Raw genomic sequence first — 14,791 nt, 5'->3', positions numbered from 1 at the left:
CTGCCCCATTTTGAGCTATCATTCGCGGCATTTGCTGTCAGAAAAGTTTATTTTCGTTATAATCGAGCATCCATACGGGACAATCCGTGTCCGACTCCGACGAACTTACTTGCGGCAATACGATTCCGCATACCGCCCAAAGGCAAACCCGCCTAAAGGCAACGAAGACGGAATGCCGCTCTTACAAAAAAGTGATTACCCATGATTTTCATCGTCTTAGGCTTGGCAGTCATTCTTGCCGTCATCGCCTACAATATGTACCAAGAAAACCAATACCGCAAACAGGTGCGCGAACAGTTCGGCCACTCCGACAAAGACGCGCTCCTGAACAGTAAAACCAGCCATGTGCGCGACGGCAAAGAATCCGGCGGCAAAGGTCTGTTCGTCAAAAAAGCGAACAAAGCCCAAGAAGCCGCGCTGCGCAATCTGCAAGAACAAGACGAAATCTTCGCCGCCAAAGCCAAACTCGCCAAACCTTCCGCCATCAAAACCGATGTCGAGTTGGCGATTGAAGACGACTTTACCGACGAGCCGGTACAGCATACCGTCATCGGGCTGAACAACGAAATCACCACCCAAGCCGCCAGCGACGAGCCGGTCAACCTGCCGTCCGCCGCCAACCAACCTTTGGTCAGCTTGGACGAATTGTCTCAAGTCGAATTGCCGTGGTTTGACCCGCGCTTCGACTACCTCGCCTACATCGCCCTCTCCGAAGCGCAAGAGCTGCACGCCCTGCCCCGCCTGTCCAACCGCCACCGCTTCCAAATCATCGGCTGCACCATGGACGACCGCTTCCAAGTTGCCGAACCGATTCCGAGCGTGTATTACCAAGGTTTCGTTGTCGGTCTGCAAGCAGTCAGCCGCAACGGTTTGGCAACCCAAGAAGAATTGCAACAATTCAACCAACAGGTTGACACCTTCGCCCAACTAATGGGCGGCAAAGTCCTCCACACCGATTTGGCGGCATTTACCGAAGTCGCGCAGGCATTGGACACCTTCTGCGCCCGCGTCGATCAAACCATCGCCATCCACTTGGTTTCACACAGCAACATCAGCGGCGTCGAATTGCGCGCTTCTGTTGAAAACCTCGGCTTCGTGTTGGGCGAAGACGGCGCATTCCACTACACCGGACAAACCGGCAGCCCGATGTTTGCCATCCACAGCCTCACAGGCGACGCGTTTACCAACGCCCTTTTGGACAACCAGTCCTACAAAGGCTTCAGCATGCTGCTCGACATCCCGCATGCACCTGCTGGCGAAAAAACCTTCGACCTCTTCATGGACTTGGCGGTACGCCTCTCCGGTCAGTTGGGCTTGGATTTGGTCAACGACAAAATGGAAGAAGTTTCAACCCAATGGCTCAAAGACATTCGCAATTACGTCTTGGCGCGTCAGGAAGAAATGCTCAAAGTCGGCATCAAACCCGGCAGTAAACAAGCCCTGCGCCTGTTCTCCTAAAATCGAATGTAATCAAAGCGGATATGTCGTTACGGCATATCCGCTTTTTTTCGGGTAAAATTCAACTGTTTTCAACCTATCCTTTTTCAGACGACCTTTGACCGTCCCATCCCGTATCAGACAAAGGTCGTCTGAAACCTTCTCTCATGAATCCAAACTCAAAACATAACACTAACCTTACCAATCTTCTTAAACCGTCTGATAGTGATATAAAACAATTTGCCACACAACACATCCGCCACCTTACCGACCTCCTCAACCGCTACGCCTACGAATACTACACCCTCGACGCGCCCAGCGTACCCGATGCCGAATACGACAAACTATTCCGCGAACTCGAAGCGTTGGAACGAAACCATCCCGAGCTCAAGCTGCCCGACAGCCCGACACAGCGCGTCGGCGGCGAGCCTTTGGCGGGATTTGCCGAAGTGCGCCACGAAGTGCCGATGCTGTCGCTGACCAACGCCTTCTCCCCGCAAGATGAAAACGGCGTGTTCGATCATGCCGAAATGTACGCTTTCGACCAACGCGTGCGCGACGGCTTGGACGGCGGCAATCCCGAATACGTTATCGAACCCAAATTCGACGGCCTCGCCATCAGCCTGCTCTACCGCGACGGCGTATTGGTGCAGGCGGCGACGCGCGGCGACGGTACGACCGGCGAAGACGTTACCCAAAACGTCAAAACCGTCGCCAACATCCCCCTGCGGCTGCACGGCGAAAATCCGCCCGAACTCATCGAAGTGCGCGGCGAAGTGCTGATGCTCAAAGCCGATTTCGCCGCCCTCAATAAAAGACAAGCCGAAAACGGGCAAAAACCCTTTGCCAATCCGCGCAACGCCGCCGCCGGCAGCCTGCGCCAACTCGATTCGCGCATCACCGCGCAACGCAAACTGCACTTTTTCCCCTACTCCGTCGCCCGTCAGCAAGGCGGTTTCGTCGCGGAAGAACACATCCAAGAACTCGCCTATTTCCAAGAGCTCGGCTTCAGCCTGCCCTACGGCAATTTCGGCTGTTTCAAAAATATCGACGAAGTATTGGCGTTTTACGAACAAATGCAGCAAAAACGCCCCGAACTGCCCTACGAAATCGACGGCATGGTGGTTAAAGTCAACAGTTTGGCGCAACAGCGCGAACTCGGCTTCATCTCCCGCGCGCCGCGCTGGGCGATTGCCCACAAATTCCCCGCTGAAGAGGCCTTGACTGTCGTCGAAGCGATTGACGTGCAAATCGGGCGCACCGGCGCGGTTACCCCCGTCGCCCGCCTGCAACCCGTATTCGTCGGCGGCGTAACCGTCACCAACGCCACCCTGCACAATCAGGACGAAGTATCGCGTAAAGACGTTCGCGTCGGCGACACCGTCGTCGTGCGCCGCGCCGGAGACGTGATTCCCGAAGTCGTGCGCGTGATTTTCGAACGCCGCCCGATGCAGGAAAACGCCGTTGCCGTTTCAGACGACCTCAAGCAGCAACAAGACGACTTGTTTGCCGAAACACCGTCCGCAAACCAAACCCAATCCGTTCCGCTCCACAAGCCCTACCGCCTGCCGACCCACTGTCCCATCTGCCGCAGCGAAATCGAACGCGAAGAAGGTGAAGCCGTCGCCCGATGCAGCGGCGGTATGCTTTGTCAGGCACAACGCGCACAAGGCTTAATCCATTTCGCCTCGCGCAAGGCTATGGACATCGACGGACTCGGTCAAAAACAAATCGAGCAGCTTGTCGCCCAAGACCTCGTCCGCCACTTCGCCGACCTCTACCGCCTCGACATTCCGACCTTGCAAAAGATGAAGGAAACGGCGGATAAAGGGTCGTCTGAAAACGAAAACGGCGACGCAGGGACGGTTTCAGACGACCTACCTGAATCCAACACCCCAAACAGCAAAAAACAACCGACCAAGTGGGCGGAAAACATCCTCGCAGGCATAGAAGCCAGCAAAACGCCCGAACTCGCCCGCTTCCTGTTCGCGCTCGGCATCCGCCACGTCGGCGAACGCACCGCAAAAACACTGGCGCAAGCATCCGGTTCGCTGGAACACGTCCGCCGCGCGCCCGAACCCATCCTTGCCTGCCTGCCCGACATCGGCACCGTCGTCGCCCGCTCCATCGCCCACTTCTTCGCCCAAGATGCGCAGCAGGCGATGATAGACGAGCTGCTCGCCGCAGGCGTTACCCCGCAAACCCAGGCCGTCACCATCCCGCCCGCCCGCCACGCCGAGCCGCAGCGTTGGATTACCCGCCTGCCCGGTTTCAAAATCAGCGAAAACAAAGCCCAAGCCTTATGGGAACTCGCCGGCAAAAGTATAGAAGGCCTGCAAACCGACAAAGCCCTCCCCGCCGACTGGCAAGCATGGCGCAGCGAGACACAAAACGCCGCCCTGCTCGAAAACCTGAAAACTTTCTTCGCCCAAACGTCGTCTGGAAATCAAGAAGCAACGGTTTCAGACGACGTCAACGAAGCCGTAGCAGGCAAAACCTTCGTGTTAACCGGCACCCTGCCCACACTCAAACGCGACCAAGCCCAAGCCTTAATCGAAGCCGCAGGCGGCAAAGTTTCCGGCAGCGTGTCCAAAAAAACCGACTACGTCGTCGCCGGAGAAGCCGCCGGCAGCAAGCTGGAAAAAGCCAATGCCTTGGGTGTGGCGGTATTGAGCGAGGAAGAACTTTTGGCGATGCTGGGCTGAATACCCGCCAAACATACCGCAGATTAAACTAGGAAATTCCCGCATCGCAATTCCCCCATATGCGGAAACAACGGCATAGAATTGCTGATTCGGATTTATAAAATAAGGTCGTCTGAAAATTTTCAGACGACCTTTATAGATGTAAATAAAAGGAAAAACCATGGACAAAGGGAATAAACCCAACCGCTTATTATGGGTATTAGGCGGAATCGCTGTTGCAGCATTTATTTTTGTTTTAGAACGATATATCAACAATTTTAAAACATTCCCCATTGCTAACGATTCCGCCACATGGGGAACATTCGGCGACTATCTGGGCGGTACGCTGAACCCCATCATCAGCTTTCTAGCCCTTATCGGCTTGCTCTATACCATTCATCAACAAGCGCAGGAAATGCAAGCAACGCGCGAAGAGTTGAAACAGGCGGCGGAACAGCAACGCCGCCAATCAGAGATTTTTAATCTGCAACAATTTGAATCGACATTTTTTTCTTTGCTGGAGCAGCATAATAAAATAATTGAAACCCTTGTCAAAAATGTTGATGAAATAAACAAATACAATCAAACACATGATAGTAAAGATTCATTCATTAATGAAATATATGAGAAGTATTCAGAAATCTACCAATCAAACGTTTGCGACAACCAAATAAAAATTAATCTTTACATCGCAAATAATATACAACAAAATCTTGAATTGAAAAGGTACTTCATTGTACTATTTCAGATACTTAAATTAATCTCACTAAATTTATCCAAAGACACATATGGAAATACAAATAATAAAATCAGTATAGAAGATTATGTTGCTGATGACGAAAAATCCAGAGAGAAAATTAGTAATTTATATATTAATCCACAAGAAAAAATATATAGCAATATACTTCGCTCCTTTATCCCCAATGAAATCCTTAAATTAATTGCTTTAAACTGCCTATCTTTAAATTCAAAAACATTCAATAATTTTCAAGGGTTACTCAATAGATATAATTTTTTAGAACACCTGCAATTAGGTATGCAATTAGGTATGAAAGATACTGTCCTTCCAGTTAAACATCATGATGATTTTATATGGCTCTATCTTACAACAACAATGGGTATTGATAATATAAAACCTTCATTTGGAAACAATAAGCTACCTACTAAAATGGTAGAATTATTCAATGAATCAAAAAGCAGATTTATATCAATACTAAATCAGCAAAAAAATGAATTACAAAGAAAAAAAGAAACACTTAAAAGACAGTTAGTTTTTGCAAACTATGAGAAACGTGAGAAAGATATTCAGGACGTAGAGAATGAACTAGAAAAAACAAGAAAAATTATTGAATTTTTACAAAATACGGAAGAAAACACCGGCTTATTTTTACATGAGGAATAAGTCAAAAGGTCGTCTGAAAATTTTCAGACGACCTTTATTCTATTATCCATACCAAACAAACCATGTCGCCCAATGCAATGATGAACTGATACCAACTACACTACTCTTATCAATATCCCTTTCTTTGCCCACAACGGTCAATATCATGCTGACTGATACCCGCAGTGTCTGGCTGGATGCGCCGCTCGAACCGATATTCCGCTACTGCACTTCCCGACACGGGTTTACCCGTCAGTTTCCGTTTGACGTGCAATGGCTGTCGGAAAAGGAATACTGGGCGTGGGGAGATATTTTGGATTTCAGATACAGAGTTTGCGGGATTTGGTTGCGGCATCGTGCCGAAATCATTTCGCTTGAGCCGCACCAATCGTTTACCGACCTGATGTTGAACGGGATTTACCGCTCCTTCCGCCATACGCATGAATTCAAATCTTACGGTGGGCGTACCTGCGTGACGGATAAGGTGGAATTTACTTTCGGGCTGGGAAAAACGATTGATCGACTAATCGGATTGCCAACCTTGCGTTGGACATTTGAAAAACGCCACCGTTTATTGAAAGAATGGGCTGATTATGCTGAAGATGCTACAAGTTAAAGGCATGGAAAAATCGTCTGAAATTTTTTCAGACGACTTTGAGTTTTGGAGTTTTGTTTAAAAATAGTCTCGGTATCAATCAGATGGCGTGCGAACAGCCGGAAACCATTTTTTTGAGGGTTTGCGAGTCGAGGATTTTGATGTGTTTGTGTTCGACCGAAATCAAACCTTCATGATGGAACTTGGACAGCGTGCGGCTGACGGTTTCGAGCTTCAGCCCTAAATAGCTGCCGATTTCTTCGCGCGACATCCGCAGGATGAAATCGTTGGCGGCAAATCCGCGCGAATAAAGGCGTTGGGACAGGTTAAGCAAAAACGCTGCCAGACGTTCTTCGGCGCGCATATTGCCCAAAAGCAGCATCACGCCTTGGTCGCGCACGATTTCGCGGCTCATCAACCGGAAAAAATGGCTTCTCAAGCTGGGGATGTTGTGCCCCAGCTCTTCGATATGGGTGAAGGGCAGCTCACACACTTCGCTGTCTTCCAAAGCCACCGCGTCGCAGCTGTGGATATGGGAACAAATGCCGTCCATACCGATGAGTTCGCCGGACATAAAAAAGCCGGTAACCTGATCGCGACCGTCCTGACTGGCAACCGTGGTTTTGAAAAAACCGGCACGGATGGCAAACAGTGACGCGAAAGGCTCACCGGTGCGGAACAGATATTCCCCTTTCTTCAAGCGGCGGCTCTGTCGGATGACCGCGTCCAATTGGGCAAACTCATTGGGCAAAAGCCCGACAGGCAGGCAGAGTTCACGCAGCGAACAGGAAGAACACAGGGTTTTCATCTGATGCAAGGCATTGTGTGTGGTCATAAAATACCCTTAAATTAAGGTTTTTATCCTGTCATGATTACGTAAGTTATTGACACATATCAAGACAGGTTTATCATACTGTGGCATTCTACCAAACTATCCGAAAATTGCCTAACATCATTACTCTAAACACGCACATGCCATGAAAGTAATACCAATACAAAATAATCACAATAGAAACAATGACAAGCCTGAGTTTGACCGCGAACTCATCGCCAGTCTTCCGTCCAGTGGTCCGCGCTACACTTCCTACCCCACAGCCGACCGTTTTCATGACGGATTTCGTGAAGCCGAATATATCAATGCCTTGAATCAGCGCAGTATGGGGGCTTTGAACAAGCCTCTTTCGCTTTATATCCATATCCCCTTTTGCAATACCATCTGCTACTACTGCGGCTGCAATAAAATCATCACCAAAGACAAAAGCCGCGCCGATGCCTACATCGAATATCTTGAGAAAGAAATGGAATTGCTCGCCCCGCATCTGGGCGGACGGCATCAGCTCGCGCAACTGCACTTCGGCGGCGGTACGCCGACCTTTTTGAGCGACGACCAAATCGAACGAGTATTCCGCATGATACGCAAACATTTCCAACTGATCCCCAGCGGCGAATACTCCATTGAAATCGACCCGCGCAAAGTCAGTCGCGAAACTGTTCTCATGCTCGGCAAGCTCGGCTTCAACCGCATGAGTGTCGGTATTCAGGACTTTGATCCCAAAGTGCAGGAAGCGGTCAACCGCATCCAAAGCTACGATGAAACCAAAGAAGTCATCGATGCTGCACGCGAAGCGGGATTCAAATCCGTCAGCGTCGATTTGATTTACGGTCTGCCGCACCAAACTGCCGAAAGCATCAAAACCACCATTGATACTGTATTGTCGCTCGATCCTGACCGCCTTGCCCTTTATCACTACGCCCACCTGCCGCATATCTTCAAGCCGCAACGCCGCATCGATACTGAAGCCGTTCCCGGCAGCGAAGAAAAACTCGATATGCTGCAATATTGCGTCCAAACCCTGACCGAACGCGGCTATGTCTTCATCGGCATGGACCATTTCGCCAAACCCGATGACGAACTCTCCATCGCCCTCAAAGAAGGCTTCCTCCAGCGCAACTTTCAAGGCTACTCGACCTACGCGGACTGCGATTTGGTCGCCATCGGCGTATCTTCCATCGGCAAAATCGGCAGCACCTACTCCCAAAACGAACGCGACATCGACGCCTACTATGCCGCGCTCGATGCAGGACACCTGCCCATCATGCGCGGCTACCAACTCAATCAGGACGACCTTTTGCGCCGCAATATCATCCAAGATTTGATGTGTCGCTTCGCCTTGGATTACCAAATCTACGAAAGCGTGTTCGGCATTCCGTTCGACCGTTATTTCAAAGACGAAATTGCCGACTTGGAACAACTCGCCTCCCTCGGACTCGTCCGTCTGAAACCGCACGGGCTGACCGTTACCCCTAAAGGCCGCTTCCTGATACGCAACATCGCCATGGTGTTCGACTACCATCTGCGCCACAGGGAAACCAAAGCCCAATATTCGCAAACGGTGTAAATAGGAATAGCAAAGGTCGTCTGAAAACCGTTTTCAGACGACCTTTGCCCTTTGTTTCACTTTGTTTCACTTTGTTTCACTTTGTTTCACTTTGTTTCACTTTGTTAAGGAAGGCTAATGAACGAACAAACCAAACAGGCGACTCAGACCATAGGTCGTCTGAAACGTAAAGCCAGCGATGAAGAACGGCTGCAAGGCTGGCGCGAAACCTGCGCCGAACAAGGGTTAAGCGGCGAATTTATCCTGACCGCGAAGCTCAACGGCGCGGCTTATACCGAGGAAGAAGCCCGCATGGTGGCGGAGCTTTTCGGCAAATAAGCTGACAATTTATTATTTTAAAATTACAAATCATATCAAAACTTGACAAAGTTACCGATTTTGATTATAGTCGTATCTGAGTTAACATTGCCGATTTGACACAGCTTGCGGGCATTAACAGCTAAAGCGTATTTTCATTTTCTGCTGTTTTTATTCCTTTCTTTATATCCAAGCCCGTTGTGTACAGCATCGGGCTTCTTTTTTTCCGGAAGTATCAGGAAGTATTTATGATTATTTTGGACAACGTTTCCAAACATTACCAAACACGCGACAAAACCCGTTTTGCCGCCGTCGAGCCGACCAGCCTCGAAATCCAAGACGGCGAAATCTTCGGTCTGATGGGCTATTCAGGCGCGGGCAAATCCACCCTGTTGCGCCTGATTAACCTGTTGGAACGTCCCGACAGCGGCAAGGTCAATGTGTGCGGACAAGAGCTGACCGCGCTCGATGCCGCCGCATTGCGTCAGGCGCGGCAGAATATCGGCATGGTGTTTCAGCAGTTTAATCTTTTGAGCAACCGCACCGTTGCCGACAATGTTGCCTTTCCTTTGGAAATCGCCGGATGGTCGTCTGAAAAAATTAAAGAACGCGTCAAAGAATGCCTTGAAATCGTCGGCCTGACCGAACGCGCCGACCACTACCCCGCCCAACTTTCCGGCGGTCAGAAACAGCGCGTCGGCATCGCCCGCGCGCTCGCGCCCAAACCCCAAGTCATCCTCGCCGACGAACCCACTTCCGCCCTCGACCCCGCCACCACGCGCAGCGTCTTGGAATGTTTGGAAGACATCAACAAACGCTTCAACGTTACCATCGTCATCGTGACCCACGAAATGAGCGTCATCCGCCGCCTGTGTGACCGCGCCGCACTCTTGGATAAAGGCAAAGTGGTGGAAATCGTCGAAGTACGCGGCAACCAAATCCACGCCCAATCCGAAATCGGGCGCGAACTGATTCGGGAGGATTGATATGGCAGACTTAACATTCGAACAAGCCGTTTCCACCATCGTCGGCATGAAAGACGAAATCGTCCGCGCCTTGGGCGAAACCTTCGTCATGGTCGGACTGTCCACCACGATTGCCGTCATCTTCGGCACGCTCTTGGGCGTCTTGCTTTTCGTGACTTCCAACCGCCAGCTTCATTACAACAAACCGGTGAATTTCCTGCTCGACAACTTAGTCAACCTGATGCGCGCCTTCCCCTTCGTCATCCTGATGATTGCCATGATACCTGCGACCCGCGCCATCGTCGGCAGCACCATCGGCCCGATTGCCGCTTCGCTGGTATTGAGCGTGTCCGGCCTGTTTTACTTCGCCCGACTGGTGGAACAAAACCTGCGCGAAGTCCCTAAAGGCGTGATTGAAGCCGCCACCGCCATGGGCGCATCGCCACTTGCCATCATCCGCAAAGTCCTTTTGAACGAAGCGCGCGCGGGCATGGTTTCCAGCATCACCGTGCTTGCCATCGGCCTGCTCTCATACAGCGCGGCGGCAGGCATGATAGGCGGCGGCGGCTTGGGCGACCTCGCCATCCGCTACGGCTACTACCGCTACCAAACCGAAGTCATCATCTTCATCGTCGCCATCCTCGTGCTGCTCGTTATCCTGATTCAAAGCATCGGCAACGCGTTGGCGCGAAAATTGGACAAACGTTAAACCGTCAAAAGGTCGTCTGAAAAGTTTTCAGACAACCTTTTCAGTCATATCCTTTTGAATTTCCAACCAAACCCATTATAATAACGCCTCCTCACGTCGTCGCGGACGACTCCCGACGGCATTTGTTATGGAAGAATTATGAAGCCGTCTATCTTAGAAAAACTACAACAACTCAGCGACCGACTGGAAGAAGTCACCCACCTTCTCGGACAGCCCGAAGCCACGTCCGATATGGACAACTACCGCAAGCTCACGCGCGAACATGCCGAATTGACGCCTGTCGTCGAAGTGTTCCAAAACTATCAACTGGCGCAAAGCGACTTGGCGGATGCCGAAGAAATGCTGTCCGACCCCGAAATGAAAGACTTTGCCGCCGAAGAAATCGAAGCGGCAAAAGCCAAGATCGACACGCTCGATACCGAATTGCAAAAACTGCTGCTACCCAAAGATGCCGACGACGACAAAAACATCTTCATCGAAGTGCGCGCTGGAACGGGCGGCGACGAAGCCGCGCTGTTTGCAGGCGATTTGTTACGTATGTATAGCCGCTACGCTGAGCGCAACCGCTGGCAGGTCGAAATCGTTTCTGCCAATGAAAGTGAACTGGGCGGCTATAAAGAAGTCATCGCACGCATCGTCGGTTTGGGTGCGTACAGTCGTCTGAAATTTGAATCGGGCGGCCACCGCGTGCAGCGCGTCCCCGCCACCGAAAGCCAAGGCCGTATCCACACTTCCGCCTGCACCGTCGCCGTCATGCCTGAAGCGGACGAACTCGAAGACATCGAGTTGAACCCCGCCGACCTGCGCATCGACACCTTCCGCGCATCCGGCGCGGGCGGTCAGCACATCAACAAAACAGACTCCGCCGTCCGCATCACCCACCTGCCCACAGGCATGGTGGTCGAGTGCCAAGACGGCCGCAGCCAACACGCCAACAAAGCACAGGCGATGAAAGTCCTCGCCGCCCGCCTGAACGACGCACAAAAACGCGAAGCCCAAGCCAAAGAAGCCGCCGAACGCAAATCCCTTATCGGCAGCGGCGACCGCAGCGAGCGCATCCGCACCTACAACTACCCCCAAGGCCGCGTTACCGACCACCGCATCAACCTCACCCTGCACAAGCTGGATTTTGTGATGGACGGCGACTTGGAAGAAATCACCAACGCCCTGATTGCCGAGCATCAGGCAGAGCTTTTGGCGGCAATGGGCGATTAATGAGACGGTTGACGCTTGGTGCTAAAGCGTGAAGGCAGGCTTGATGGTGGGTAAACAAACTTTGCCGCAGCGTAAATCAAGCCCCAGCCGTCGCCCGCCGTCCTTTCCTTAACCATAAAAATCCTATGCGGAAATGACGGCGCTCCTAAAAACGCCTTCCCAACGTCCTGAAACACAAGCTCAAATAAACCGATTCCACACAGTCCTCCAACACCCCGCCCTTTTCAGACGACCCATCCCAAGCCATGAACACCCCGCTCACCCGCCGCCGCTTTTTCGCCATCGCCGCTCTGACCGCCGCTGGAGCGACCGCACCCTTCCTCCTGAACCGCAACCGCCCTGCCCCGTTACCAGCCACCGGCGAGCCCGTTATCTGGAAAGGCATTGCGCTAGGTTCCGGCGCCGAGCTCCGCCTCTTCGGCGTTGACCGCAAAGAAGCCGAAATCCTCGTCAACAAAGTTCTCGCCGAAGTCGCCCGCCTCGAAAAAATCTTCAGCCTCTACCGCGAAGACAGCCTGATCAACCGACTGAACAAAGAAGGTCATCTGAACAACCCGCCGCCCGATTTCCTCGCCCTGTTGAGCATCTGCCGCGACCTCCACGCCCTGACATACGGCGCGTTCGACCCCACCGTCCAAGTGCTGTGGAATCTTTACGCAGACCATTTCCGCCGCAACCCGCGTGCCGAAACCCCGCCGTCCGAACCAGACATCCGGCGCACCCTCAAACTCGTCAGCTTCAAACACGTCGTCTTCGACCAAAAAGCCATCCTCTTCGAACAAAAAGGCATGGGCTTATCCCTCAACGGCATCGCCCAAGGCTACATCACCGACAAAATCACCGCCCTGCTGCAACAACACGGCATCCGCCAAGCCCTTGTCGACATGGGCGAAATCCGCGGCTTCGACACCGACAACCAACGCACATGGAACGTCGGCATCCGCAATCCCCAAAACGAAGAAGCCACCCTCCTGACCCTCTCCATGCAAAACCAAGCCTTCGCCACATCAGGCGGCTACGGTACCGTAATGGACGAGGCCGGCAAGTTCACCCACCTCTTCGACCCGCGCACCGGCACTGCCACACCGCGCTACCGCAGCGTCAGCGTCATGGCGCCGACCGCCGCCGTTGCCGATGCCTTCTCCACCGCGTTTTCCATCATGGACGAAGCCGCCATCCGTACCGCCGCCCGCGCCAAACAAGCAAAAGTCTGGCTGGTCATGCCCGACAACCGCATCGAAACCATAGCCTGAACGTCTTATTTGGCAAAAAAGGCAGGTTCTCCCAAATACAACAAAACTTAAAAGTAAAAAGGTCGTCTGAAAACCTCGAATCAAGATTTTCAGACGACCTTTGCCATTTCCGGACAGTTTTTAAATCAAGCCTAGAGAATTGACAAATACGACGACAATCGCCAAAGGTGCAACATAGCGCAACACCATCAGCCAAAGACGGATAATGGTTTGGGGAACGCTACTGCCTGCGCCGGCATTCGCCAATACTGATTCCCTATTCTGAATCCACGCAGTAAACACGGCAACGCTCAATGCGCCAATCGGCATAATGACTGCCGAAATCAGGTAGTCCCACAAATCGAAAACGGTTTTTCCAAAGATTTTAAACTCACCCCAAACACCAAAAGACAAGGCGGAGGGAATACCGACAATAAAAATTGCCGTACCAATCAACCAAGTATGGCGGCTGCGTTTACGCTCATCCTGACGAATCGTAGCGGCAATCACGGTTTCCAACATCGAAAACGCCGAAGTCAGCGTAGCAAACACCACCAGCAGCATAAAGACTGCAAACAAAACTTGTCCCAACGGCATTTTCATGAATACAGCAGGCAAAACAACGAAAATCAAACCCGGCCCCTGGCTCGGTTCAAAACCGAAAGCAAATACCGCCGGGAAAATAACCAGCCCCGCCAGCAGAGAAACCAAAAGGTTCATCCACATAATGATATTGCCCGAACGGAACATATCTTGGTCTTTGCCCAAATAAGATGCATAAGTGATCATCGCAGACACGCCGATACTTAACGCAAAAAATGCCTGCCCCAAAGCCGTAAGCATGGTTTGCGGCTTCAGATGCGACCAGTCGGGTTTCAGCAGGAAGGATACCCCTTCCATCGCACCGGGCAGCGTCAGTGAACGAACGGCCAAAACAATAAACAGGATGAACAGGCCCGGCATCAGGTAACGGTTTGCTTTTTCAATCCCGTCGGATACACCGCCCTGAACTACCCAAATGGTAATCAGCATGAACAGCCCTTGATAAAACAACGACCCTGCAGGACTGGAAATGGTCGCACCGAATAATGCCTCAAAATCCGCACCGGCATGGATTTCTCCGGTAAAGCTATGGACGACGTAGTTCAACACCCAGCCGCCGACGACACTGTAAAAAGACAGCAAAATAAAGCAGGCTGCTACCCCCATACGCCCCACCCACGGCCATTGCGAACCGGGACGCAGGGTTTTGAAAGAATCGATGGCATTTTTACCGCCCGTCCTGCCGATATAAAACTCGGCAAGCTGTACGGGCAATGCCACCAAAATCGTAAAAAGCAAAAACAACAGGAAAAACACCGCCCCACCGTTTGTCCCCGCGGTGTACGGAAATTTCCAAATTGCGCCCAAGCCGATTGCCGAACCTGCCGCAGCTAGCACAAAACCAAGTTTGGACGACCAAGAAACCGAATGATTCATGATTATTGTATTAAGAAATGTGAAGAAACCGCATTGTAGCAAAGCGTAACCGTATATAGCACAGCCATAATGGCCTGCTTCAAAATTTCGCACATAAGGTGCGCTTAAAAAGACAATATTGAATAAAAAATCTGAGATTTTGTTTTTTAGATAAACATAAATATAAAAAACAGGTAATTTTGATATTTTGTTTCAAACAAACACTGCCATGATAAAAAAGTACAAAAGAAAAAAACCCGGACATCTGTCCGGGCTTCGATATTTGGTGGGTCCGGTGGGTTTCGAACCCACGACCAAGAGATTATGAGTTTTAAATATAAAAACTAACTCATTGTTTTTAAATAGAAGTGAAGTCTGCACATACCATCACATACTATTTGTTTCAATGTGTTTCAGTT

The 14,791-nt window shown here is 51.3% G+C and carries 12 protein-coding genes; 10 read left to right on the top strand and 2 right to left on the bottom strand.

Annotated elements, in window-relative coordinates; genetic code table 11:
- Positions 1-201 precede the first annotated feature (201 nt).
- The 4 genes from NSCA4_RS0104320 to NSCA4_RS0104305 all read left to right on the top strand — a co-directional run bounded on the left by NSCA4_RS0104320 (position 202) and on the right by NSCA4_RS0104305 (position 6,118).
- The gene (locus tag NSCA4_RS0104320) at positions 202-1,458 is read left to right on the top strand and encodes a cell division protein ZipA C-terminal FtsZ-binding domain-containing protein (protein ID WP_003763891.1); all 1,257 of its coding nucleotides are present in this window, start codon (positions 202-204) and stop codon (positions 1,456-1,458) included.
- A gap of 146 nt (positions 1,459-1,604) precedes the next feature.
- Positions 1,605-4,142 carry an NAD-dependent DNA ligase LigA gene (gene ligA, locus NSCA4_RS0104315; protein ID WP_016686992.1) on the top strand — a complete coding sequence of 846 codons (2,538 nt, stop codon included), beginning with the start codon at positions 1,605-1,607 and terminating at the stop codon, positions 4,140-4,142.
- 160 nt (positions 4,143-4,302) lie between these two features.
- Positions 4,303-5,523 carry a putative phage abortive infection protein gene (locus tag NSCA4_RS13330; protein ID WP_016686991.1) on the top strand — a complete coding sequence of 407 codons (1,221 nt, stop codon included), beginning with the start codon at positions 4,303-4,305 and terminating at the stop codon, positions 5,521-5,523.
- A gap of 145 nt (positions 5,524-5,668) precedes the next feature.
- Positions 5,669-6,118 carry an SRPBCC family protein gene (locus tag NSCA4_RS0104305; RefSeq protein WP_016686990.1) on the top strand — a complete coding sequence of 150 codons (450 nt, stop codon included), beginning with the start codon at positions 5,669-5,671 and terminating at the stop codon, positions 6,116-6,118.
- 79 nt (positions 6,119-6,197) lie between these two features.
- On the opposite strand, the gene fnr is transcribed toward NSCA4_RS0104305, so the two are convergent.
- On the bottom strand, positions 6,198-6,932 hold the full coding sequence (gene fnr / locus NSCA4_RS0104300) for a fumarate/nitrate reduction transcriptional regulator Fnr (RefSeq protein ID WP_016686989.1): 735 nt from the start codon (positions 6,930-6,932) through the stop codon (positions 6,198-6,200).
- 142 nt (positions 6,933-7,074) lie between these two features.
- Between fnr and hemN the strand changes: the two genes are divergently transcribed.
- From hemN to NSCA4_RS0104270, 6 genes are all read left to right on the top strand, one after another.
- Positions 7,075-8,496, top strand: coding sequence for an oxygen-independent coproporphyrinogen III oxidase (gene hemN, locus NSCA4_RS0104295; RefSeq protein ID WP_029609505.1), 1,422 nt, complete (start codon positions 7,075-7,077; stop codon positions 8,494-8,496).
- Between the two features lie 117 nt (positions 8,497-8,613).
- Complete coding sequence (locus NSCA4_RS0104290; protein WP_016686986.1) at positions 8,614-8,814, top strand: hypothetical protein; 201 nt, start codon at positions 8,614-8,616, stop codon at positions 8,812-8,814.
- Positions 8,815-9,041: 227 nt separating this feature from the next.
- Positions 9,042-9,779, top strand: a complete 738-nt coding sequence (locus tag NSCA4_RS12805) for a methionine ABC transporter ATP-binding protein (RefSeq protein WP_003759974.1) — start codon at positions 9,042-9,044, stop codon at positions 9,777-9,779.
- Position 9,780: 1 nt separating this feature from the next.
- A complete protein-coding gene (locus tag NSCA4_RS0104280; protein WP_016686985.1) occupies positions 9,781-10,467 on the top strand; it encodes a methionine ABC transporter permease in 687 nt (228 codons plus the stop codon).
- A gap of 138 nt (positions 10,468-10,605) precedes the next feature.
- Positions 10,606-11,682, top strand: coding sequence for a peptide chain release factor 1 (prfA, locus tag NSCA4_RS0104275; RefSeq protein ID WP_009174477.1), 1,077 nt, complete (start codon positions 10,606-10,608; stop codon positions 11,680-11,682).
- A gap of 245 nt (positions 11,683-11,927) precedes the next feature.
- The gene (locus tag NSCA4_RS0104270) at positions 11,928-12,935 is read left to right on the top strand and encodes an FAD:protein FMN transferase (protein ID WP_016686984.1); all 1,008 of its coding nucleotides are present in this window, start codon (positions 11,928-11,930) and stop codon (positions 12,933-12,935) included.
- Positions 12,936-13,055: 120 nt separating this feature from the next.
- On the opposite strand, the gene NSCA4_RS0104265 is transcribed toward NSCA4_RS0104270, so the two are convergent.
- The gene (locus NSCA4_RS0104265; RefSeq protein WP_029609504.1) at positions 13,056-14,393 is read right to left on the bottom strand and encodes a sodium-dependent transporter; all 1,338 of its coding nucleotides are present in this window, start codon (positions 14,391-14,393) and stop codon (positions 13,056-13,058) included.
- Positions 14,394-14,791: the final 398 nt, after the last annotated feature.

Origin of the sequence: Neisseria sicca 4320, assembly GCF_000193735.1 — a bacterium.
Classification (GTDB): Bacteria; Pseudomonadota; Gammaproteobacteria; order Burkholderiales; family Neisseriaceae; genus Neisseria; species Neisseria sicca_E.
This window is presented reverse-complemented; position numbering and strand designations above follow the sequence as displayed.

Excerpts from the sequence above, each read along its gene's own strand:
- prfA (WP_009174477.1), top strand. The coding sequence starts at position 10,606 with ATGAAGCCGTCTATCTTAGAAAAACTACAACAACTCAGCGACCGACTG.
- NSCA4_RS0104305 (WP_016686990.1), top strand. The coding sequence starts at position 5,669 with ATGCTGACTGATACCCGCAGTGTCTGGCTGGATGCGCCGCTCGAACCG.
- NSCA4_RS12805 (WP_003759974.1), top strand. The coding sequence starts at position 9,042 with ATGATTATTTTGGACAACGTTTCCAAACATTACCAAACACGCGACAAA.
- NSCA4_RS0104280 (WP_016686985.1), top strand. The coding sequence starts at position 9,781 with ATGGCAGACTTAACATTCGAACAAGCCGTTTCCACCATCGTCGGCATG.
- NSCA4_RS13330 (WP_016686991.1), top strand. The coding sequence starts at position 4,303 with ATGGACAAAGGGAATAAACCCAACCGCTTATTATGGGTATTAGGCGGA.
- NSCA4_RS0104270 (WP_016686984.1), top strand. The coding sequence starts at position 11,928 with ATGAACACCCCGCTCACCCGCCGCCGCTTTTTCGCCATCGCCGCTCTG.
- ligA (WP_016686992.1), top strand. The coding sequence starts at position 1,605 with ATGAATCCAAACTCAAAACATAACACTAACCTTACCAATCTTCTTAAA.
- NSCA4_RS0104265 (WP_029609504.1), bottom strand. The coding sequence starts at position 14,393 with ATGAATCATTCGGTTTCTTGGTCGTCCAAACTTGGTTTTGTGCTAGCT.
- NSCA4_RS0104290 (WP_016686986.1), top strand. The coding sequence starts at position 8,614 with ATGAACGAACAAACCAAACAGGCGACTCAGACCATAGGTCGTCTGAAA.
- fnr (WP_016686989.1), bottom strand. The coding sequence starts at position 6,932 with ATGACCACACACAATGCCTTGCATCAGATGAAAACCCTGTGTTCTTCC.
- NSCA4_RS0104320 (WP_003763891.1), top strand. The coding sequence starts at position 202 with ATGATTTTCATCGTCTTAGGCTTGGCAGTCATTCTTGCCGTCATCGCC.
- hemN (WP_029609505.1), top strand. The coding sequence starts at position 7,075 with ATGAAAGTAATACCAATACAAAATAATCACAATAGAAACAATGACAAG.